Origin of the sequence: Rhodoferax sp. (genome assembly GCF_023701345.1) — a bacterium.
Classification (GTDB): Bacteria; Pseudomonadota; Gammaproteobacteria; order Burkholderiales; family Burkholderiaceae_C; genus Rhodoferax.
Genome location: NZ_JAMPXE010000061.1, coordinates 1 through 19,683 on the forward strand (window position 1 = coordinate 1; position 19,683 = coordinate 19,683).

The window sequence follows — 19,683 nt, forward strand, 5'->3', positions numbered from 1 at the left end:
CATGGCGTTTGTCCTGGGCGTTCTTGTCCATGCGGATCAGTTATTTTTGGTGCAAGGCCCGCACCAAATTGCTGGCGGTGGACTGGTGCACATCCATGCATTTGGCCAGTTCACCCATGCCAATGCCTGGCTGGTCGCGAATCACGCTCAGTGCCCAGACCTGTGCCCCGCCCAAACCGACCTGTTTTTCAATTTGCTTGAAATGGCTGCGGATGGCGTTGAAAACCACCCGAAAGCGGCGCAAAACCTGGCTGGATTGGGCTGACTTGCTGTCTTGTGCGTTGGTGCGCGGCATAAAAATTCTTGGGGCTAAAGCATTAGCCCGGAATCATAGGGCCGAACGTGATGATGCGCGCTCAAAATTTGAGTCAGGGCTGCTTGCTCAGCAATTCTTTTCTCACCATCCGCATCAGCAAGTCGTCGAAGGTGTAAAAGCCATTCTCACAACGGGCCAGTTCGGCCAGCGCAAAAGCGGCCCCGGTGCCAAAGGCGCGGCGTTCGATCGAGTTGTGAATGAGGCGCACGGTCTGGTACGGGAAGCCAAAAATCACCTCATGGTGGCCGACGATGCCGCCCAGCCGCAGCGAGGTGATGTGATCCTCGTCGACGTCGATCGTCTGCGCAATTTTGCGTGCCGTGCCGGAAACTTCGGGCTTTTCCCGAAAGTGTTGTTCGACAATTTCCACGTCGGCAAACGGCGCGATCTTGCGCAACAGGCGTGCCGCCAAGATCAGGAAGTTGATGCCCACGGTGATGTTGGGCGAGCACAGCACGCGTGCCTCCCTGGCCAGGGTGTGCGCATAGTCGAGGTCGGCGTCGCTGTAGGCGGAGATCGCGCTGACCAGCATGAGCCCACGGCGACGTAGCTGTTCGCCATAGAGGTGCAGGCTTTCGGGGCGGGAAAAATCCACCAGTGCGTCCACCGGGTGGCTGTCGAGCCACTGGCCCCAGTCATCGGGCGTGGCCAGGGCCACCAAAGGCACGTCAATCCCGGGGGGCGTTGGCGCCGTGCTGGCAGCAGAGCGGCGTGCAATCCAGCACAATTCATAACGCGGGTCCTCCTGCAGCACCTGTGCCACCGCTTGCCCTGCTTTGCCAAAACCCACCAATCCGACTTTGATCATGATGCTCCTCCTCCTTGTAGTTGACTGTGGCACCCGTCCAACACGGTGTGCCACTTGGGGGCATTATGCTTAAATACGTTTGTCGCAATGTATTTTGCCCACACAATCTGTCCTGACTTCCCTTCTCCAACGCTTGCCATCCAGCCCCATGAAGACCATGAATTCAGATGTCAACCGCGACGAAATCCTGCATGCCATTCACAAAGAGGTGATTGACTGGCGCGCCTGGACCGGGCGTGTTCTGGTGATGGTCTTTGCCGCGTTGGCCGGGCTGACGGTGGTGGCTTTCACCTGGATGACCGAGCTGGCGTTTGGCGCGTTTGAGCATGTGCAGCGGCTTTATTGGTGGTCGCCGCTGCTGTGGACGCCCCTGTGCACCGCGGCCATTGTCTGGGTCATGCGCCGCTATGCCATGGGCAGCGCGGGCTCGGGCATACCGCAGGTGATGGCGGCACTGGACGGCAGTGTGTCGCCGGTCAACCGCAGCCTGTTTGTCTCGCTCAAACTCAGCTTCGCCAAAATGGCGCTGGCCACCTGGGGCCTGCTGGCGGGGCTGTCACTCGGGCGTGAAGGCCCGTCGGTGCAGATTGCCGCCGGGGTCATGCACCATGCGCGGCGCTGGCTGCCCGACAAATCGCAGGTGTCCGAGCACGGCCTGATGATGGCGGGCGGTGCCGCCGGTATTGCGGCGGCCTTCAATACCCCGCTGGGCGGTGTCATGTTTGCCATTGAAGAGCTGTCGCGCAAGCCCGAGCAACGCTCCAGCGGCTTGCTGTTGGCGGCCATTGTGCTGAGCGGCCTGATGGCGGTGTCGATCTACGGCAACTCGACCTACTTTGGGGTGATCCGGGTGCAAAACCTGAGCATGGCGCTGCTATTGCCGGGTCTGGCCGTGGCGGTGCTCAGTGGCTTGGCCGGTGGGCTCTTTGCACGGGTGCTGCTGGTGTCGATCCGGGGCGAATCAGGCGACCGCTTCAGCCGCTGGCGCAAACGCAGTCCAGTGGCGTTTGCCGCTGCCTGCGGGCTGACCATTGCCGTCATCGGGCTGGTCAGCCAGGGCAACACCTTTGGCACCGGTTACGCCCACAGCCGCGCCATGCTGGAAGGCAACGACGAAACCTCGCCGTTCTATGTGTTGCTGAAGTTCATGGCGACCTGGATCACGGCCTGGGCCGGTGTGCCCGGCGGTATCTTTGCGCCTGCATTGTCCATTGGCGGCGCCTTGGGCAACGACGTGGCGCAGTTCATTGGCTATGCCAACGCGCCGACCCTGATTGCGCTGGGCATGGTGGGTTTTCTGGCGGCCGTGACACAAGCGCCGCTGACCTCGTTCATCATCGTGATGGAGATGGTGGCGGGCCATGAACTGGTGCTGAGCCTGATGGCCGCGGCGGTGGTGGCCAGCGGCGTGTCGCGCCTGCTGAGTGTGCCGCTGTACAGCGCGCTGGCGCAATTGCAGTTGCAGCGCCTGCCCAGAAGCGAGCAAACCTAAAAAAAGGAGCCCCGAAGGGCTCCAAACTCGCTTGCAATGTTGATTGCCAAATAAGCTCTCAAGAACTGCCCAATTATTTTATTTGAACAAATGCATTCGTGTTTAGGGGAATACCCTCGACCTTCACGGCCGCATGGCAATGAGCGCAGCAACGCTGTCTGAAGTCGTAATTGCCCACTGCCGCACTACGTGGATGCGTTATCGGTTAAATTGCGCAGGATGTTTTTGAAATCCCAAGGCACAAACGCCCGTCCCCCGCTATTTTCCAGTACCGAATTTCGCACTGCCCTGGGCATGTTTGCCACCGGGGTCACCATCGTCACGGCGCGCGCGCCCGATGGTCACCTGGTGGGCCTGACCGCCAATTCCTTCAACTCGGTGTCGCTCACGCCGCCCTTGGTGTTGTGGAGCCTGTCGCAAGCGGCGACATCGATGGAGGCTTTTCGCCAAGGTTCGCATTACGCCATCAATATCCTGGCCGCTGACCAGCAGGGGCTGGCGCTGCGTTTTGCCACGCGCGGGTTGGACCGCTTTGCCGATGTGGAATTCGTCGAGGGTGCCAGCGGCGCGCCCTTGCTGGCCGGTGCCGTGGCGACCTTTGAATGTTTCAACCGCAGCCGTTACACCGAAGGCGACCACGTGATTTTTGTCGGCGAGGTCGAGCATTGCGCACACCGCACCGGCATTTCGCCGCTGCTTTACCACGGTGGCCGGTTCTATACCGAGCATCCGCTGTAATGCGCCTGGCGCAGCGCGTCAAGGTACCGATTGACAGGATGGGCTTGTGCAAAACCTGAAACTCGCAGAACTGATGGGCGCTTTAAGCCATGCGCTGGACATCACCGAAGGCCAGCCCGAAGGCCACTGTGTGCGTTGCTGCTGGATCGGCATGCACATTGGCGCCAAGCTCGGCCTGGACAATGGCGCGCTGTGGACCCTGTACTACACGCTGCTGCTCAAAGACCTGGGATGCTCCAGCAATGCGGCGCGTATATGTGAACTCTACGCCAGCGATGACCTGACTTTCAAGCGCGATTTCAAGTGGGTGGATGGCAGCCTGCCGCAGGTGCTGCGTTTTGTGCTGCGCCACACCGGCCCGGCGGCGGGGCTGATGGACCGGCTCAAGTCGCTCGGTGGGATTTTGAAAAACGGCAATGACATTGCCCAGGAGCTGATCCAGACCCGCTGCACGCGGGGCGCCGATATTGCGCGTCAGTTGCGTTTTCCGGAAAGTGTGGCACAGGGTATCCATGCGCTCGATGAGCACTGGAATGGGCAGGGCCGGCCCGAGCAACTGGCCGGGTCGGCCATTCCCATCAACGCGCGTATCGCCTTGCTGGCCCAAGTTATTGACGTGCACAACGCCGCCACTGGCCGGGCCACCGCGGTGGCCGAAGTGCAGGCGCGCCGGGGCAGCTGGTTTGACCCGTCACTGGTCGACGCTTTTGTGGCGCTGAGTCATGGCGCCGCGTTTTGGGAGATGCTGGATTCGCCCGGCCTGGAGCCGGCTGTGTACGCGCTGGAGCCGGGTGGCCACGAAGTGCGCGTGGACGAAGATTATCTGGACGACATCACCGAAGCCTTTGGTCAGGTGGTGGATGCCAAAAGCCCGTTCACGGCAGGGCACAGCGCGCGTGTCGGCCTGTACACCGCACTGCTGGGTGAGGCGATGAACGTGCCCGAAGCGCGCAGACGTTGGCTCAAGCGCGGCGCGCTCCTGCATGATGTGGGCAAATTGGGGGTGAGCAATTGCATTTTGGACAAACCGGGAAAGCTCGACGCCGCCGAATGGCGCGCGGTGCAGCGTCACGCCAGCTACACCGAAGCCATTTTGAGCCGGGTGCGCATTTTTGACGAGCTGGCTGTTGTGTCTGCAGCGCACCATGAGCGCCTGGATGGCAAGGGCTATCCCAAAGGCATGGCAGGTGCAGACATTGCGCTGGAAACGCGCATCATTACCACGGCCGACATTTTTGATGCCATCACCGCCGAACGGCCGTACCGCGGCGCTGTGCCGCTGGACAAAACCCTGGCCATCATGGCGGACACCGTGGGTACCGCCATTGACGCGGATTGTTTTGCCAGTTTGAAGCGCGTCATCCGCCAGAGTCCTGAGCTTTTTCCCCAGTAAATCCGATACGTCACTTGAGGCACGCCATGACAGACTCCGCAACTGAACACATTTTGATCACCTATGCCACCACCGACGGTCACACCAGGCGGATTTGCGAACGGCTGAAGCAGGTCATGGAGGGTTTGGGGCGGCAGGTGACACTGGTCTTGCTGGCTGACGCCGGGGCGCTGGACTTGAACAGCTTTGAGCGCATTGTGATCGGCGCCAGTATCCGTTATGGTCACCACCAGCCGCTGGTGGCCGAGTTCATTGCCCGGCACCAGGCGCTGCTGGAGAGCCGGCCCAGCGCCTTCTTTTCGGTCAATATCGTGGCGCGCAAGCCCAACAAAAACACCCCTGAAACCAATCCCTATTGCCGCAAGTTTCTCAAGAGCATCCGTTGGCAACCACGCCTGACGGGGGTGTTCGCGGGCAAGCTGGATTACCCCAGGTATGGTTTTGTTGATCGCCAGATGATCCGGCTGATCATGCTGATCACCCAGGGCCCCACCGACCCCAAGGCGGTGGTGGAGTTCACCGACTGGGCCAAGGTGGAGGTTTTTGGGCGCCAGGTGTGCGAGATTACTGCTTGACGGCTTCGACCTGGATCAGCAGGCGCACGTTCTTCGGGAAACCCCAGTCAATGCCGTAGGCCACGCCAAATTGGGTGCGGTCGATGTTGGCCTCGAACTCGCCGCCGCACACTTCGCGCTTGAGCATCGGGTTGTCGTAGCAGTTGAATTTGGTGGCCTTGAGCGTGACCGGCTGGGTCTTGCCGAGCAGGGTCAGATTGCCGCTGACGTCGGCCAGCTTGTCGCCGGTGAAGTTGAATTTGGTAGAGACAAAGGTCATCTTGGGAAACTTGGCGGCGTCCAGCAGCTCGGCGCTTTGCAGGTGCTCGTTGAAGGCGCCAAAGCCGGTGTTGATCGACTTGGTGTCAATGGCGATCTCGACCTTGCCGGTCTTGGCGGCGCGGTCAAATTCAACTTTGCCTTCTTTTTTGTCAAAACGGCCGCGGTTGGTTGTGGTGCCAAAGTGGTCGATCTCAAACGTCACGTAGGTGTGGGCCGGGTCGATGGCGTAGTTGGCTGCCTGGGCTTGAGAAGTTACCGCGAGCAGGGTCAGGGCAGCGGCTGAAATGAGGGAAAAACGCATGAAAAACTCCAGAGGAAGGTTAAGGGAAAAGGAATGAACAACAAAGAATGACGGGTGGCTTATAACTTGCCCATGCCGCTGAGCAACAGCTTGAACCTGACCTGCACGTCATCGGCCACCATCGAGGTGTCGGCCCAGTCGCCTTCGCCGATCCTGAACGCCAGCCGTTTGATCGGCAGCACACCGCTTGCCGTGGTGGTGGCGCCGTTTTGCGACATGGCCAGCGGCACCGTTACATCGTGGCTTTGGCCCTTGATGGCGAGCTTGCCCGCCACTTCGTACTTGCCAGCACCCAGCGCCTTGAAGGCGGAGGATGTGAATTGGGCTTGCGGGAATTTGGCGGTGTTGAACCAGGTGGCTTTGGGCAGTTCAACATCCATTTCCGGCGCGCCCAGTGTGGCGCTGGCGATGTCCACGGTGAAAGTAACCTTGCTGGTTGCCAGTTTGGCCGCGTCGAAGCTGATCTGGGCATCAAATTTTTTGAAATGTCCTTGCACCGGCACTCCCATTTGCTTGATTTCGAAAGCGATGCTGCTCTGCGCGGGAAGCAGCTTTTGCTGGGCCGCAGCGGGCATGGCTGCAGCGCTGAATGCCACGGTCAGGAGGGCGGGAATGAGGGCAAAAAAATTCATGGTATTGGACTCCTTGATAGGCGATGGATTCAGGAACTGGCGGGCAACATGCGTGACAGCAGTCCGTCACGGTCCACCAGATGGTGCTTGAGTGCGGCGGCAATGTGCATGCCGGCCAGCGCCACCAGCGCCAGCGCCAGCAACTTGTGCAAAGGCTTGATGAGTTCAGCCAGTTCCTTGTTGACGGGCAGCAAATCGGGCAACGGCAGCTGGCCAAACCAGACAATCGGGAAGCCGGCCGCCGAGCTGTAGGCCCAGCCGACCAGCGGCACGGCAAAAAACAGCAGGTACATCACATGGTGCGTGGCATGGTAGGCCCGGGTTTGCCAGTCCGGCATGTTCCTGGTGACAGTGATGGGAAGTGCCGGTGGCCGGTGTGTGACGCGCCACAACATGCGCAACACCGTCAGCGCCAAAAATGTGACGCCCGCCCATTTGTGCCAGTTGTAGAGCTTCAGTCGCTGCGGTGAAAAAGGCAGATCGGTCATGTACAGCCCGACCCCAAATATGGCCGCGATCACCAGCGCCAGCAGCCAGTGCAACACGACGGCTACCGTGCTGTAGCGCTTGGGCTGCGCGGCGTAGTCAGGCAGGGCTGTGGTCAAAATGCTTCTCCGGAAATGGGGTGGACAGGGCTTATCCTGCTGCGATGAGAAGAAGTTTATGGGCCCGTTAATCCAAATTGATTCAATCTGGTTGATGTTGTAATTCGATTTATTTGAATGATTAAATCCTGACTCATTGCATACTTGGGTTCAATACACCGCCAAACCTTCTGGAAATTGCCATGAACACAAGCCTGCAGCGCGCGCCCGTTTTTTTTATCTCGCATGGTGCCCCCACGTTTGCCCTGGAGCCCGGGCAGCTGGGCGCCAATCTGCGTGCCATGGGGCCGCAGCTCACAGGCGTCAAGGCGGTGCTGGTGGTGTCGCCGCACTGGCAAACCCGTGAACTGCAGGTGCTGACGACGCCGGTCCCTGAAACCGTTCACGACTTTGGCGGTTTCCCGGCCGCGCTGTATGCGCTGCAGTACCCGGCGCCGGGTCAGCCCGAGCTGGCCCTGGAGGCGCTGCAGTTGTTGACACAGGCGGGCTGGCCCGTCACAGCGGAGGCGCATCGTGGTCTCGACCATGGCGCCTGGGTTCCGCTGTTCCACCTGTTGCCGCAAGCCAATGTGCCGGTGTTCCAGGTCTCCATGCCACACCAGCTGGATACTGCCGGGGCGCTGGCACTGGGCCGTGCCCTGGCGCCGCTGCGCGACCAAGGTGTGCTGATCGTGGGCTCCGGCAGCCTGACGCACAACCTCTACGAGCTGCAGCGCCCCGCTGCGCCTGCCGTCGATTACGCGGTCGAGTTCGCCCACTGGATCCGTCAGGCCGTGCGCCGCGTCGATGTGGCGGCGCTGGTGGACTACCGCCGCCTGGCACCGCATGCCGAGCGCGCCCATCCCACGCAAGAGCACTTTTTGCCCTTGCTGGTGGCGCTGGGGGCCAGCCACGAGGACGAAGCCGCGCAGGTCATTGCCGGCGACATCACCTACGGCGTGCTGTCGATGGAGTCTTATGTCTGGGGTTTGGACAACGCGGCAAGCCCGGTACTAGAGGTGGCAGCATGAGCGCCTTACAGAACACACTGTCGTCGTTGCAGCAAAGCGCTGACTTTGCCCTGGCGTTCCGCATCAGGCAGCCGCAACCGGCCCAACCCAAGGCCTTGCTGGTGTTGCTGCATGGCGTCGGTGGTTCGGAGTCCAACCTGGGCGATCTCGCGGCAGGGATCGATCCCGACACCCTGGTGCTGTTGCCGCGCGGCCCCTTGACCTTGGGCCCCGGCCAATTTGCCTGGTTTCGTGTCGCATTTACCGCCAGCGGCCCGCGCATCGAGGCGCAGGAAGCCGAGCAAAGCCGCCTGGCCCTGATCCATTTTGTGGCGCAGCTGCAGGCGGCGCATGGCATTTCCCCGCAGCAGACGGTGATTGCCGGCTTCAGCCAGGGCGGCATCCTGAGCGCCAGCGTGGCCTTGACCGCGCCCGAAAGCGTGGCCGGTTTCGGCATCCTGTCCGGGCGCATCCTGCCCGAACTCGAACCCCATCTGGCCGAGCCGGCACGCCTGACCGCGCTGCGGGCTTTTATCGGCCATGGCGAGTTCGACAGCAAGTTGCCGGTGCTGTGGGCGCAGCGCTCGGAGGCGCTGTTGTCGCAACTGGGGGTGGCGCACAGCTCCCGGCGCTATCCCATCGACCACGGCATCAGCGCGGCCATGCAGGCCGATTTTCTGCAGTGGCTGAGCGGTGTCTTAAAGGCGGCATGACATGACGCATGAGGCGCGTCGGCTCGATTCGGCTCAGCCGGTGCTGCACATTGGCGCACAGCAGACGGTCGTTCTGACGGGCACGGCTGCCGACCCGCAACGGCTGCCACTGGCCATCGGTTACGTCCGAACCACAGCGGCTTGTTTTGGCCACAGCCCACCGTCACCGGGTGAGCTGGAGGCCGCCATCATGCTGGTCGAGGACGAACTCAGCCGCGTGCCAGCCATCGCCGCGGCGCAGGCTACGGTCGTCGCGCCTGCGGCGTTCATTGAGGCGATCGGGCGCAGCGCAGGGCTGGCCGACGGGGTGGCCAACGTGTTTTCACTCGACCAGGTGGAGCGCCTGTTTGACCTGCTGGCCGCGCTGTCGATGGGGCGACCCGCAGCGAGCGCCGGCATTCCTGCCGATCCGGCGTTCGCCGCCACGCTGCTGATCCTGCGCGAGAGCATGCACCATCTGAGATTTGATTCGATCCGGCTCGAGGCCGACGCCCTCCCGTGAGGCTTTGGGGGAACCCCCGATGCCTCGTTCGGATTCGGTTTTAGATCACGCCGCGCTGGCGCAAGCCTGCCACTTGCGCGGCATCCAACCCTAATTCAGCCAGCACTTCCTCGGTGTGTTCGCCCAAGTTGGGCGGCGGGCGCCGCAGCACCGGCGGCGTCGCCGTCAGGCGCAGCGGACTGGCCACCGTCGCGATGCTTGTCACCGTGCCTGCGGCTGGCTGGCTGCTGGTGACGGTCTGATCCACCCTTAAACCGCGCGCCTGCACCTGGGCGTCGTCAAAGGCCTGACCGATGTCGTTGATCGGGCCGCAGGGCACCGCCTTGTCTTCGAGCAGCGCAACCCATTGCGCGGTGCTGCGCGTGCGCGTGACCGCCTGCAGGATCGGAATCAGCACATCACGGTGCCTGACGCGCAGGGTGTTGCTGGCAAAACGCCCATCCCTGGCCCACTCGGGGTGGCCGGCGGCCTCGCAAAAACGCGCAAACTGGCCGTCGTTGCCGACCGCCAGCAGCATGCTGCCGTCCAGGGTCTCGAAGGTCTGGTAGGGCGCCAGGCTGGGGTGGGTATTGCCCTGGCGCTGCGGCACCTTGCCGGTGTTCAAAAAGCCCGCCGCCTGATTGGCCAGCACCGCCATGCCCACGTCGAGCAGTGCCATGTCGATGTGCTGGCCCTCGCCGGTGCGATGGCGCGCCTCTATCGCCGCCAGAATGGCGCTGCAGGCGTAAATGCCGGTCAGCACGTCGACCAGCGCCACACCCATGCGCATCGGGCCGCCGCCGGGCTCGCCGTCCGCGTGGCCGGTGATGCTCATCATGCCGCTCATGGCCTGGATCATCAGGTCGTAGCCGGCGCGCTCGGCGTAGGGTCCGTCCTGGCCAAAACCGGTGACCGAGCAGTAAATCAGGCGCGGGTTGACCGCCTTGAGGCTCTCGTAATCGAGCCCGTACTGCTTCAGTCCGCCGACCTTGAAATTCTCCACCAGCACGTCACTTTGCGCTGCCATTTTGAGGATCAGCGCCTGGCCCTCGGCTTGTGCCATGTCGAGCGTGATGGCGCGCTTGTTGCGGTTGCAGGCCGTGAAGTAGGTGGCCTGATCCGTGTCATTGCCTTGTTCGTCTTGCAGGAACGGCGGCCCCCAGTGGCGCGTGTCGTCGCCCGCGCCGGGGCGCTCGACCTTGATCACGTCGGCCCCCAAATCCGCCAGCATCTGGGTGCACCAGGGGCCGGCTAACACGCGGGAAAGGTCGAGAACTTTGAGGTGGGCGAGGGCGGCTTGTGTTGTTGTCATTTTTTGTTTTCGAAGACAAGGTTCATTCAATGAAGTTGATGTGCTGGTCACTGGCTGTGCGGGCTAAGGCTGAACCGGTGGTGGTTTTCGAAGAGAAAACCATGGCTGTGTTGCAGCATTGGCCGCCGTGCGAGACGACCATGAATGGACTTGGTTTTGAACCTTGGCAAAGCAGAGCGTGTACAGCAGTGGGCGGGGTATAGGGATTCGCCGATTTCGCAAAGCGAAGCGCGTATGAGGCGGAGCCCTATACCCCGCCCGCTGCCCTCACAGTCCACCGCATACCGCCGCCGCACAAAAACAAAAAGCGAAATGAATTGGAATCTGACCCCAATCAATTGAACGCCGCAATCCCGGTCTGCGCGCGTCCCAGAATCAGCGCGTGGATGTCGTGCGTGCCTTCGTAGGTGTTGACCACTTCCAGATTCACCAGATGCCGTGCCACACCAAACTCGTCGCTGATGCCGTTGCCGCCCATCATGTCGCGCGCCAGGCGGGCAATGTCGAGCGCCTTGCCGCAGGAATTGCGTTTCAGAATGGAGGTGATTTCCACCGAGGCCGTGCCTTCGTCCTTCATGCGGCCCAGGCGCAGGCAGCCTTGCAGGCCGAGTGCGATTTCGGTTTGCATGTCGGCGAGTTTCTTTTGAATCAGCTGATTGGCGGCCAGCGGGCGGCCGAACTGCTGGCGGTCCATCACGTACTGGCGCGAGCGGAACCAGCAGTCTTCGGCCGCGCCCAAGGCGCCCCAGGCGATGCCGTAGCGCGCGCTGTTGAGGCAGGTGAACGGGCCCTTGAGGCCCTGCACCTCGGGGAAGGCGTTTTCTTCGGGGCAAAACACGCCGTCCATGACGATCTCGCCGGTGATGCTGGCGCGCAGGCCGACCTTGCCGTGGATCGCGGGGGCGCTCAGGCCAGCGGCGCCCTTGTCGAGCACAAAGCCGCGAATCGGGCCGACCGCGCCGGACTCGCTCACCTCTTTGGCCCAGACCACAAACACGTCGGCAATCGGGCTGTTGGAAATCCACATCTTGCTGCCCGACAGTTTGTAGCCGCCGGGCACCTTGACGGCGCGGCTCAGCATGCTGGCCGGGTCCGAGCCGTGGTTGGGTTCGGTCAGGCCAAAGCAGCCGATCCATTCGCCGGTGGCCAGCTTGGGCAGGTACTTTTGCTTGGTGGCTTCGTTGCCGAATTCAAAAATGGGCACCATCACCAGCGAGCTTTGCACGCTCATCATCGAGCGGTAGCCGCTGTCCACGCGCTCGACCTCGCGGCCGATCAGTCCGTAGGCGACGTAGTTCAGGCCGGGGCCGCCATAAGCTTCGGGAATGGTGGGGCCGAGCAAGCCCAGCTCACCCATCTCGCGAAAGATGGCGGGGTCAGTCTGCTCCTTGCGAAAAGCCTCGATCACACGTGGCTGGAGTTTGTCCTGGCAGTAGGACGCAGCGGCCTCCTTGATCATGCGCTCGTCGTCGCTGAGTTGACTGTCGAGCAAAAAGGGGTCCTGCCAGTTGAAGCTTGCGTGGGCCATGGGGTTCTCCATTGAGTGTTCAGATGCCGCATGTTAGCGCCCGGCAAGGCAGCTTGGCAAACGACTTGTTTTCACTTTGATATGAGAAAAGCTTATATATTGAACGAATAAATTGGTTCAAAGCGCTTTGATTAGCCGGTTTATATGTACATTACGCACATCATGCGCAGAAAAATCCCATCCCTCCAGGCGCTGGCCTGCTTCGAGGCTGCGGCGCGCCACCAGAGCTACACCCGCGCCGCGCAAGAGCTGGCGCTGACCCAGGGCGCGGTCTCGCGCCAGCTCACCGCGCTGGAGGACTTTGTCGGGGTCGCGCTGTTCAAGCGCACGCGCCATGGGGTCACGCTGACCGAGCGCGGACGTGATTACGCTGCGCAGGTGGCGATTCGCCTGAATGCGCTGGAGCAGGACACGCTTGACGTGATGAGCACGCAGGGTGGCGGCAGCGTGCTGCACCTGGCGGCCGTGCCCACCTTTGCCACGCGCTGGCTGATCCCGCGTTTGCCCGAGCTGAAAAGAGCGCAGCCCGAGCTCACCGTGCACATCGAGACGCGCACCCGTCCCTTCATGTTTGCCGACACGCCGTTCGATTGCGCGCTGTTTGCCGGCACGCCCGAGCAGGTTGGCCAGTGGGCCGGCACCCGGGCCACCAAATTGCTCGACGAAGTGGTGCTGCCGGTGTGCCATCCCGGCCTGCTGCAAGGGCTGGACAAGCTGTTGCCAGAAGCGCTCGTGGGGCTGCCCTTGCTGCAGCAAAGCACCCGCCCCGAAGCGTGGCGGCAATGGTTTGACGCGCAAGGCGTGGCCGCGCCCCAGGCGCTTTCCGGTGCGCGCTTTGAGCTGTTCTCCATGACGGTGGCCGCCGCTGTTCATGGCATGGGCCTGGCCCTGGTGCCGCGCCTGCTGATCGACTCCGAGCTGGCGCGCGGCGAGCTGGTGGTGGCGTGTGAGCGGCCCCTGGCCAATCAGCGCGCTTATTACATGGTGCGACCCGATGGCCGGGACAACCCGGCGGCGACGCAGATTTTCCTGGATTGGCTGGTTCAAAGCGTGCAAAGCGCACCGCGTTGACCCGCATCCCCGTCTGCTAAACCACTATTGCATATTTGTTTCATTTGCATAAAAATGCAGTTATGCGTACCAGTCTTGATATACCTGATCCCCTGTTTCGCCACCTCAAGGCCAAAGCGGCATTGGAGGGATCAACCCTGCGCGATTTGGTGCTGAACCTGGTGCAACGCGGCTTAAACAGCAGCAACAGCACCGCCCCCTTACCAACAGCCTCCGACTTGCCCAGCATCAGCCTGGGTGCCCCCATGGTTTTGAGCGCAGAGCATTTGAGCAACGCCAACCTGAGCGCCTTGGCCGATGAGTGAGCCTGCATCCAGCGCCTGGTCCGTGCAGGAAGCCCCGGGCCTGCCATGGTCATTGCCAACCTCCATCACGGGCGACCTGCCTGACATCAATATCTGGCTGGCGCTGGCCGTGCAAGAGCATCCGCACCACACTTTCGCACGCGCTTACTGGGCGAGCGTGGTGGCAGCGTCCGCAGCCAACGCGCAACCCCGCGCCTGGTTTTGCCGCACCACCATGTTGGGTCTGGTGCGCTTGTTGTGCCAACCCAAGGTGGTGGGCGCCGGTGCGCTCGATTTGTCCGCCGCCTGGCATCTATACCAAAGCTATCGGGCCATGCCACAAATTGGCTTGCTACCCGACCCTTTGACATGCGAGCTTGAAATCAGCAACTTGCTCAAGCGCACCCAGCCACCCGCACGGCTATGGACAGACACCTATCTGGCGGCGCTGGCGCAATCCACTGGCCTGCGGCTGGTGACGTTTGACCGCGACTTTGAGCGCTTTGGGTTAACGCACACCTTGATCTTGCCGCGCCACTAAGTTTTCATGGGTGTTCACGGTTCATCCCCGTGCTAAGCTAAACGCCATTGACAACCCATACACAGGAGCGTTTTTCATGCCCGGACTTCTTCCCAACATCGACCCCGATGGCCTGCTTGAGTTCTCGGTGGTTTACACCGACCGCGCGCTCAACCACATGTCGCAGCGCTTTCAGGGCGTGATGAAAGACATCTCCAGCATCCTCAAGGAGGTGTACCACGCCCCTTCGGCGGTGCTGGTGCCGGGCAGCGGCACTTTTGGCATGGAGGCCGTCGCGCGGCAGTTTGCCACCGGCAAGAAAACCCTGGTGATCCGCAACGGCTGGTTCAGCTACCGCTGGACGCAGATTTTTGACATGGGGCAGATCCCCAGTGAATCCACCGTGCTCAAGGCGCGCCGCGTCGGCGAAGGCCCGCAGGCACCGTGGATTCCCTGCCCGGTTGACGAGGTGGTCGCCAGCATCCGCGCCAACAAACCCGATATGGTGTTTGCCCCGCATGTGGAAACCGCCGCCGGCATGATGCTGCCAGACGACTATTTGACAACCGTGGCGGATGCGGTGCATGAAGTGGGCGGCCTCTTTGTGCTCGACTGCATTGCCTCGGGCGCCATGTGGGTCGATATGCAAGCCACCGGCGTCGATGTGCTGGTGAGCGCGCCGCAAAAAGGCTGGAGCGGCTCGCCCTGCTGCGCCATGGTGATGTTGAGCAGCCGCGCCCGCGCCGCCATCGACGCCACCAGCAGCACCAGCTTTGCCTGCGACTTGAAGAAGTGGCTGCAGATCATGGAGGCTTATGAAAAGGGCGGTCACGCCTACCACGCCACCCTGCCGACCGATGCGCTGACGCGCCTGCGCGAGGTCATGCAGGAAACCCGTGGCTACGGGTTTGACAAGGTCAAGGCCGAGCAGGCGGCGCTGGGCGCCAGGGTGCGTGCCCTGTTTGAGAGCCGCGGCATCAAGAGTGTGGCCGCCGAGGGTTTCAAGGCCCCCGGTGTGGTGGTGAGCTACACCACGGATGCAGACATTCAAAACAGCAAAAAGTTTTTGGCGCTCGGCCTGCAAACCGCTGCTGGCGTGCCCTTGCAGTGCGACGAGCCGGCTGATTTCTCGACCTTCCGCGTCGGCCTGTTCGGCCTGGAAAAACTGCACAACGCGGACCGCAGCGTGGCGCATCTCGCGGCGGCACTGGATGCCATGGGCATCACGGCCTGAACTGACTGACATTGAAGTCGCCTCAAATGATGAAAGACAAACGTCATTGCGAGTCGCGTAGCGACGTGGCAATCCATGCAGCTTGGGGTCATGGATTGCTTCACTACGTTCGCAATGACGAGGTTTTTTGACGTCAAGATGCGCGTCAAATGGGCACCAGATGTGGGGGAATTAAGCTCACTCCTACTTGATTTTCAGGGCTTCGCCACTACCATTCACTGCCTTGAACGGGGATTCCGTTTGATCGAGTGAAAAAGGAAAACATGAAACGCATTCTGTTGTTTGTTCTGACCAATGTGATGGTGGTGGCGGTGCTGGGCGTGGTGGCCAGCCTGCTGGGCGTGAACCGTTACCTCACGGCCAACGGGCTGGACCTGGGCGCCTTGCTGGGCTTTGCGCTGATCATGGGTTTTGGCGGCGCCATCATTTCGCTGCTGATCAGCAAACCCATGGCCAAGTGGACCGCGGGCGTGCGCATCATCAACCAGCCGGCCAATGTGGATGAGGCCTGGATTGTCGAGACGGTGCGCAAGCTGGCCGACAAGGCCGGTATCGGCATGCCCGAAGTGGGCATTTTCGACGGAGCGCCCAACGCCTTTGCCACCGGAGCCTTCAAGAATTCGGCGCTGGTGGCGGTCAGCACCGGTTTGTTGCAGGGCATGACGCACGAGGAAATCGAGGCTGTCATCGGCCATGAAATCGCCCACGTCGCCAATGGCGACATGGTCACCATGACGCTGATCCAGGGCGTGATGAACACCTTTGTGGTGTTCCTGAGCCGGGTGATTGGTTATGCTGTGGACAGCTTTTTGCGCAAGGGCGACAGCCAAAACTCCGGCCCCGGCATCGGCTACATGGTGACCACCATCGTGCTCGACATCGTGCTCGGTTTTGCCGCCGCCATCGTGGTGGCCTGGTTCAGCCGGCACCGCGAGTTCCGCGCCGACGCCGGTGCCGCCCAATTGATGGGACGGCGCCAGCCCATGATCAACGCGCTGGCCCGTTTGGGCGGTTTGCCGTCCGGTGAATTGCCCAAAAGCGTCGCCGCCTTTGGTATCACCGGTGGCATCGGCAAGTTGTTCTCAAGCCACCCACCGATCGAAGACCGCATTACCGCACTGCAAAACGCACAAGGCTGATCGCTTGGATCGTCATTGCGAACGCAGTGAAGCAATCCATCACTTCTGAGTACGTGGATCGCCACGCTTCGCTCGCGATGACGGTCAATGGTCCGTGTGCGGTATCGGTCCCGCTTCAGACGGTCCCCAATGACAACAGGTTCATCGCCAGCGCCTCGGCCACCTTGATGCCGTCCACCCCGGCTGACAAAATCCCGCCGGCGTAACCCGCGCCTTCACCGGCCGGGTACAGGCCACGCGTGTTGACACTCTGAAAATCATCCCCGCGCGGCATGCGCAGCGGTGACGAGGTGCGGGTTTCCACGCCGGTCAGCACGGCATCGGGCATGTCAAAGCCCTTGATCTTCTGGCCAAAGGCCGGCAGCGCCTCGCGCAGCGCGGCAATGGCGTAGTGCGGCAGGGCGGGGTGCAGGTCGCCTAGTTTGACACCCGGCTGGTAGGACGGCAGCACCGAGCCAAAGCTGGTCGATGCCTGGCCCGCAATGAAGTCGGCCACCAGCTGCCCCGGCGCCTCGTAGTTGCTGCCGCCAAGCACGTAGGCGCCCGATTCGAGCCGGCGCTGCAGGTTGATGCCCGCCAGTGGGTGCGTGGCGCCCGGGTGGGTAGCTTTGATGCGCTCGGTTTCTTCGGCATAACGCTGGCCCGCCGCAGCGCCAAAAGCCTGCACAAAGGCCGCTTCGTCCTGGTCGAAGTCGGCGGGCTCGATGCCCACCACCATGCCGGCGTTGGCGTTGCGCTCGTTGCGCGAATACTGGCTCATGCCATTGGTCACCACACGGCCGGGCTCGCTGGTGGCAGCCACCACGGTGCCGCCCGGGCACATGCAAAAGCTGTACACCGCGCGGCCATTGCTGGCGTGGTGCACCAGCTTGTAGTCGGCCGCACCCAGGCTCGGGTGGCCGGCGTGGCGGCCCCAGCGGGCACGGTCGATCACGCTTTGCGGGTGCTCGATGCGAAACCCCACCGAGAACGGTTTGGCGTCGATGGTGACGCCACGCTCGTGCAGCATGGCAAAGGTGTCGCGCGAGCTGTGGCCCAGCGCCATCACCACCTGGTCGGCGCGCATCTCGTAACTTTGGCCGCTGGACTGGTCGAGCACGGTGAGGGCGCGCAACTCGCGGCCATGGGCGCCGTCTTCCACCAGCACGTCGGTCACGCGCTGCTCAAAGCGGATTTCGCCACCCAGCGCGATGATTTGGGCGCGCAGGTTTTCCACCACCTTGACCAGTTTGAAGGTGCCAATGTGCGGGTGCGACTCCACCAGAATCTCGGGCGGCGCGCCGGCCTTGACGAATTCTTCCATCACCTTGCGCCCCAGATGGCGCGGGTCCTTGATCTGGCTCCACAGCTTGCCGTCGGAAAACGTGCCGGCGCCGCCTTCGCCAAACTGCACATTGCTTTCCGGGTTGAGCACATGTTTGCGCCACAGGCCCCAGGTGTCCTGGGTGCGCTCGCGCACCTTTTTGCCGCGCTCCAGCACGATTGGCTTGAAGCCCATCTGCGCCAGCATCAGCGCGGCAAAAATGCCGCAGGGGCCAAAACCCACCACCACCGGGCGCAGCGCCAAGTTCAACGGGGCCTGCGCCAGCAGCCGGTACGCCATGTCGGGGGTGGGAACGATGTGCGGGTTGCCAGCGTGTTGCTTCAGTAAAGCGGCTTCCTGCTCAGGCTTGGCCAGCGTGACGTCAACGATGTAAACCACCCGCACCTGCGCCTTGCGGGCATCAAAACTGCGTTTGAAAATGTGCCATTCGGCCAGGTCGACTGGCTGGAGCGCCAGTATTTGCAGGATCAGCGCGTTGAGGTGTTCGGGCGTGTGGTCAAGCGCGAGCTTGAGTTCGGAGAGTCGGATCATTGTGCGTGCCGGTTGGGCTTGTGTTTATCAAGCAGAAGCCGCGCATTTTAGAAGAGTGGTGCAGGAAGTAACGTCGCCGCGCTCCTTTCCATGAACACCGAGTTTTGGTTTGTTGTGGGGTCGAATTTATTCGACCATGGCGGACTAAAGTCCGCCCCACAGGGTTCAAGGTCCATATGCGGTATCCATGGACAGGGGTTGCCAAATCAGTCATCAGCTCGGCAAAAAGCCTTCGACCGACAGGTAACGCTCGCCGGAGTCGTAGTTGAAGCCCAGCACCGTGGCGCCAGCGGGCAACTCGGGCAGTTTTTGCGCTATGGCGGCCAGCGTGGCGCCGCTGGAAATACCCACCAACAGGCCTTCTTCGCGGGCGCTGCGGCGGGCGTATTCGCGGGCCGGTTCGGCATCGACCTGGATCACGCCGTCGAGCAGGTCGGTGTGCAGGTTTTTCGGGATGAAGCCGGCACCAATGCCCTGGATCGGGTGCGGGCTGGGCGCGCCGCCCGAGATCACTGGCGAGAGCACGGGCTCGACCGCAAACACTTTCAGACGGGGCCACTTGGCCTTCAGCACCTGGGCCACGCCGGTGATGTGGCCGCCGGTACCGACGCCGGTAATCAGCACGTCAAGGCCAGCGGGAAAGTCGGTCAGAATCTCTTGCGCAGTGGTGTGCACATGCGCGTCGATATTGGCCGGGTTCTCAAATTGTTGCGGCATCCAGCTGCCGGGGGTGGCGGCAATCAATTCTTCGGCCCGCGCGATCGCACCTTTCATGCCTTTTTCACGCGGGGTCAGGTCAAACGAAGCGCCATAGGCCAGCATCAGCCGTCGCCGCTCAACGCTCATGCTGTCGGGCATCACCAGAATCAGCTTGTAGCCCTTGACCGCCGCCACCAGCGCCAGACCGACACCGGTGTTGCCCGAGGTGGGCTCGATGATGGTGGCGCCGGGTTTGAGCGCGTCAGAAGCTTCCGCGGCTTCGACCATGGACAGGGCGATGCGGTCCTTGATGGAGCCGCCGGGGTTGCTGCGCTCGGACTTTACCCACACCTGGTGCGTGTCGCCAAACAGGCGGTTGATGCGGATGTGGGGCGTGTTGCCAATGGTTTGCAGGACGTTGTCGGCTTTCATGCGGGGTCTCCTCAAAGTGATGGAGCAGTCATTTTGAACTACTTGATCGATTGTTTTCGGCATAAGCTTAGAAGCCCGGGCAGTAAGCAGAGTTTTCGTCACTGCGAGCGAAGCGTGGCAGTCCATGCAGTTCGGAAGTCATGGATTGCCGCGCTTCGCTCAATGGGATGGACGCCCCCGTCTCTAACCGGCATCGATGTGCCAAAGTGTGGGGTGTGTCTAACAACCCACGTCAACGAGAAGGAGCGTCCACCATGAAGGTTACAACAATTGGGCTTGATCTGGCAAAAGATGTTTTCCAAATC

At 61.9% G+C, this 19,683-nt stretch carries 21 protein-coding genes; 12 read left to right on the forward strand and 9 right to left on the reverse strand.

Annotation, left to right across the window (positions count from 1 at the left end; translation table 11 throughout):
* Positions 1 to 40 precede the first annotated feature (40 nt).
* Positions 41 to 295 carry a MarR family winged helix-turn-helix transcriptional regulator gene (locus tag NDI87_RS09785; RefSeq protein ID WP_296275023.1) on the reverse strand — a complete coding sequence of 85 codons (255 nt, stop codon included), beginning with the start codon at positions 293 to 295 and terminating at the stop codon, positions 41 to 43.
* Positions 296 to 368: 73 nt separating this feature from the next.
* Complete coding sequence (locus NDI87_RS09790) at positions 369 to 1,124, reverse strand: dihydrodipicolinate reductase C-terminal domain-containing protein (RefSeq protein WP_296275024.1); 756 nt, start codon at positions 1,122 to 1,124, stop codon at positions 369 to 371.
* Between the two features lie 157 nt (positions 1,125 to 1,281).
* On the opposite strand from NDI87_RS09790, the gene NDI87_RS09795 reads away from it, so the two are divergent.
* The 4 genes from NDI87_RS09795 to hemG all read left to right on the forward strand — a co-directional run bounded on the left by NDI87_RS09795 (position 1,282) and on the right by hemG (position 5,322).
* Entirely contained in the window at positions 1,282 to 2,616 is a 1,335-nt protein-coding gene (locus tag NDI87_RS09795; RefSeq protein WP_296275025.1) for a chloride channel protein, read from the forward strand.
* A 225-nt stretch (positions 2,617 to 2,841) separates the two neighbouring features.
* A complete protein-coding gene (locus NDI87_RS09800) occupies positions 2,842 to 3,354 on the forward strand; it encodes a flavin reductase family protein (protein ID WP_296275026.1) in 513 nt (170 codons plus the stop codon).
* A gap of 46 nt (positions 3,355 to 3,400) precedes the next feature.
* Positions 3,401 to 4,747: an HD-GYP domain-containing protein gene (locus NDI87_RS09805; protein ID WP_296275027.1), complete on the forward strand. Its 1,347-nt coding sequence runs from the start codon at positions 3,401 to 3,403 to the stop codon at positions 4,745 to 4,747.
* 26 nt (positions 4,748 to 4,773) lie between these two features.
* Entirely contained in the window at positions 4,774 to 5,322 is a 549-nt protein-coding gene (gene hemG / locus NDI87_RS09810; RefSeq protein ID WP_296275028.1) for a menaquinone-dependent protoporphyrinogen IX dehydrogenase, read from the forward strand.
* On the opposite strand, the gene NDI87_RS09815 is transcribed toward hemG, so the two are convergent.
* From NDI87_RS09815 to NDI87_RS09825, 3 genes are read right to left on the reverse strand one after another with little or no spacing between them, the layout of a single operon-like run.
* Positions 5,312 to 5,884, reverse strand: a complete 573-nt coding sequence (locus tag NDI87_RS09815; protein WP_296275029.1) for a YceI family protein — start codon at positions 5,882 to 5,884, stop codon at positions 5,312 to 5,314. The genes hemG and NDI87_RS09815 overlap by 11 nt on opposite strands.
* Before the next feature lie 59 nt (positions 5,885 to 5,943).
* Positions 5,944 to 6,516, reverse strand: coding sequence for a YceI family protein (locus NDI87_RS09820; protein WP_296275030.1), 573 nt, complete (start codon positions 6,514 to 6,516; stop codon positions 5,944 to 5,946).
* A 29-nt stretch (positions 6,517 to 6,545) separates the two neighbouring features.
* Positions 6,546 to 7,121: a cytochrome b gene (locus NDI87_RS09825; protein WP_296275031.1), complete on the reverse strand. Its 576-nt coding sequence runs from the start codon at positions 7,119 to 7,121 to the stop codon at positions 6,546 to 6,548.
* Positions 7,122 to 7,303: 182 nt separating this feature from the next.
* On the opposite strand from NDI87_RS09825, the gene NDI87_RS09830 reads away from it, so the two are divergent.
* Genes NDI87_RS09830 through NDI87_RS09840 form a run of 3 tightly spaced genes read left to right on the forward strand, consistent with a single transcriptional unit; the run spans position 7,304 to position 9,325 of the window.
* Positions 7,304 to 8,131: a class III extradiol ring-cleavage dioxygenase gene (locus NDI87_RS09830; RefSeq protein WP_296275032.1), complete on the forward strand. Its 828-nt coding sequence runs from the start codon at positions 7,304 to 7,306 to the stop codon at positions 8,129 to 8,131.
* Positions 8,128 to 8,823 carry a phospholipase gene (locus tag NDI87_RS09835; protein WP_296275033.1) on the forward strand — a complete coding sequence of 232 codons (696 nt, stop codon included), beginning with the start codon at positions 8,128 to 8,130 and terminating at the stop codon, positions 8,821 to 8,823. Before NDI87_RS09830 ends, NDI87_RS09835 begins: the two co-directional genes overlap by 4 nt.
* A gap of 1 nt (position 8,824) precedes the next feature.
* A complete protein-coding gene (locus NDI87_RS09840) occupies positions 8,825 to 9,325 on the forward strand; it encodes a hypothetical protein (RefSeq protein WP_296275034.1) in 501 nt (166 codons plus the stop codon).
* A 40-nt stretch (positions 9,326 to 9,365) separates the two neighbouring features.
* Here NDI87_RS09840 and NDI87_RS09845 read toward each other — a convergent pair whose 3' ends face one another.
* Together NDI87_RS09845 and NDI87_RS09850 are read right to left on the reverse strand one after the other, a co-directional pair.
* Positions 9,366 to 10,616, reverse strand: a complete 1,251-nt coding sequence (locus NDI87_RS09845; RefSeq protein WP_296275035.1) for a CaiB/BaiF CoA-transferase family protein — start codon at positions 10,614 to 10,616, stop codon at positions 9,366 to 9,368.
* A gap of 334 nt (positions 10,617 to 10,950) precedes the next feature.
* Positions 10,951 to 12,144, reverse strand: a complete 1,194-nt coding sequence (locus NDI87_RS09850; protein ID WP_296275036.1) for an acyl-CoA dehydrogenase — start codon at positions 12,142 to 12,144, stop codon at positions 10,951 to 10,953.
* Between the two features lie 162 nt (positions 12,145 to 12,306).
* On the opposite strand from NDI87_RS09850, the gene NDI87_RS09855 reads away from it, so the two are divergent.
* The 5 genes from NDI87_RS09855 (at position 12,307) to htpX (ending at position 16,392) form a co-directional block, all read left to right on the forward strand.
* On the forward strand, positions 12,307 to 13,215 hold the full coding sequence (locus tag NDI87_RS09855) for a LysR substrate-binding domain-containing protein (protein ID WP_296275037.1): 909 nt from the start codon (positions 12,307 to 12,309) through the stop codon (positions 13,213 to 13,215).
* 62 nt (positions 13,216 to 13,277) lie between these two features.
* The gene (locus NDI87_RS09860) at positions 13,278 to 13,520 is read left to right on the forward strand and encodes a hypothetical protein (protein ID WP_296275038.1); all 243 of its coding nucleotides are present in this window, start codon (positions 13,278 to 13,280) and stop codon (positions 13,518 to 13,520) included.
* Complete coding sequence (locus NDI87_RS09865) at positions 13,513 to 14,040, forward strand: TA system VapC family ribonuclease toxin (protein ID WP_296275039.1); 528 nt, start codon at positions 13,513 to 13,515, stop codon at positions 14,038 to 14,040. Before NDI87_RS09860 ends, NDI87_RS09865 begins: the two co-directional genes overlap by 8 nt.
* 76 nt (positions 14,041 to 14,116) lie before the next feature.
* Positions 14,117 to 15,253, forward strand: coding sequence for an aminotransferase class V-fold PLP-dependent enzyme (locus NDI87_RS09870; RefSeq protein WP_296275040.1), 1,137 nt, complete (start codon positions 14,117 to 14,119; stop codon positions 15,251 to 15,253).
* Positions 15,254 to 15,516: 263 nt separating this feature from the next.
* On the forward strand, positions 15,517 to 16,392 hold the full coding sequence (gene htpX, locus NDI87_RS09875; RefSeq protein ID WP_296275041.1) for a protease HtpX: 876 nt from the start codon (positions 15,517 to 15,519) through the stop codon (positions 16,390 to 16,392).
* A gap of 115 nt (positions 16,393 to 16,507) precedes the next feature.
* Here the strand turns inward: htpX and NDI87_RS09880 are convergent, their stop codons facing one another.
* Positions 16,508 to 18,247 (reverse strand): FAD-dependent protein, encoded by a 1,740-nt coding sequence (locus tag NDI87_RS09880; RefSeq protein WP_296275042.1) that lies wholly within the window; start codon positions 18,245 to 18,247, stop codon positions 16,508 to 16,510.
* 213 nt (positions 18,248 to 18,460) lie between these two features.
* Positions 18,461 to 19,378 (reverse strand): cysteine synthase A, encoded by a 918-nt coding sequence (gene cysK / locus NDI87_RS09885; RefSeq protein WP_296275043.1) that lies wholly within the window; start codon positions 19,376 to 19,378, stop codon positions 18,461 to 18,463.
* Positions 19,379 to 19,683: the final 305 nt, after the last annotated feature.

What these genes read in the sequence shown, in the direction of transcription:
- NDI87_RS09795 (WP_296275025.1), top strand. Translation starts at nt 1,282, where the DNA reads ATGAATTCAGATGTCAACCGCGACGAAATCCTGCATGCCATTCACAAA.
- NDI87_RS09840 (WP_296275034.1), top strand. Translation starts at nt 8,825, where the DNA reads ATGACGCATGAGGCGCGTCGGCTCGATTCGGCTCAGCCGGTGCTGCAC.
- NDI87_RS09785 (WP_296275023.1), bottom strand. Translation starts at nt 295, where the DNA reads ATGCCGCGCACCAACGCACAAGACAGCAAGTCAGCCCAATCCAGCCAG.
- NDI87_RS09850 (WP_296275036.1), bottom strand. Translation starts at nt 12,144, where the DNA reads ATGGCCCACGCAAGCTTCAACTGGCAGGACCCCTTTTTGCTCGACAGT.
- NDI87_RS09855 (WP_296275037.1), top strand. Translation starts at nt 12,307, where the DNA reads ATGCGCAGAAAAATCCCATCCCTCCAGGCGCTGGCCTGCTTCGAGGCT.
- NDI87_RS09835 (WP_296275033.1), top strand. Translation starts at nt 8,128, where the DNA reads ATGAGCGCCTTACAGAACACACTGTCGTCGTTGCAGCAAAGCGCTGAC.
- NDI87_RS09865 (WP_296275039.1), top strand. Translation starts at nt 13,513, where the DNA reads ATGAGTGAGCCTGCATCCAGCGCCTGGTCCGTGCAGGAAGCCCCGGGC.
- NDI87_RS09860 (WP_296275038.1), top strand. Translation starts at nt 13,278, where the DNA reads ATGCGTACCAGTCTTGATATACCTGATCCCCTGTTTCGCCACCTCAAG.
- NDI87_RS09880 (WP_296275042.1), bottom strand. Translation starts at nt 18,247, where the DNA reads ATGATCCGACTCTCCGAACTCAAGCTCGCGCTTGACCACACGCCCGAA.
- NDI87_RS09815 (WP_296275029.1), bottom strand. Translation starts at nt 5,884, where the DNA reads ATGCGTTTTTCCCTCATTTCAGCCGCTGCCCTGACCCTGCTCGCGGTA.
- NDI87_RS09790 (WP_296275024.1), bottom strand. Translation starts at nt 1,124, where the DNA reads ATGATCAAAGTCGGATTGGTGGGTTTTGGCAAAGCAGGGCAAGCGGTG.
- NDI87_RS09830 (WP_296275032.1), top strand. Translation starts at nt 7,304, where the DNA reads ATGAACACAAGCCTGCAGCGCGCGCCCGTTTTTTTTATCTCGCATGGT.
- NDI87_RS09820 (WP_296275030.1), bottom strand. Translation starts at nt 6,516, where the DNA reads ATGAATTTTTTTGCCCTCATTCCCGCCCTCCTGACCGTGGCATTCAGC.
- NDI87_RS09870 (WP_296275040.1), top strand. Translation starts at nt 14,117, where the DNA reads ATGCCCGGACTTCTTCCCAACATCGACCCCGATGGCCTGCTTGAGTTC.
- NDI87_RS09845 (WP_296275035.1), bottom strand. Translation starts at nt 10,616, where the DNA reads ATGACAACAACACAAGCCGCCCTCGCCCACCTCAAAGTTCTCGACCTT.
- hemG (WP_296275028.1), top strand. Translation starts at nt 4,774, where the DNA reads ATGACAGACTCCGCAACTGAACACATTTTGATCACCTATGCCACCACC.
- cysK (WP_296275043.1), bottom strand. Translation starts at nt 19,378, where the DNA reads ATGAAAGCCGACAACGTCCTGCAAACCATTGGCAACACGCCCCACATC.
- htpX (WP_296275041.1), top strand. Translation starts at nt 15,517, where the DNA reads ATGAAACGCATTCTGTTGTTTGTTCTGACCAATGTGATGGTGGTGGCG.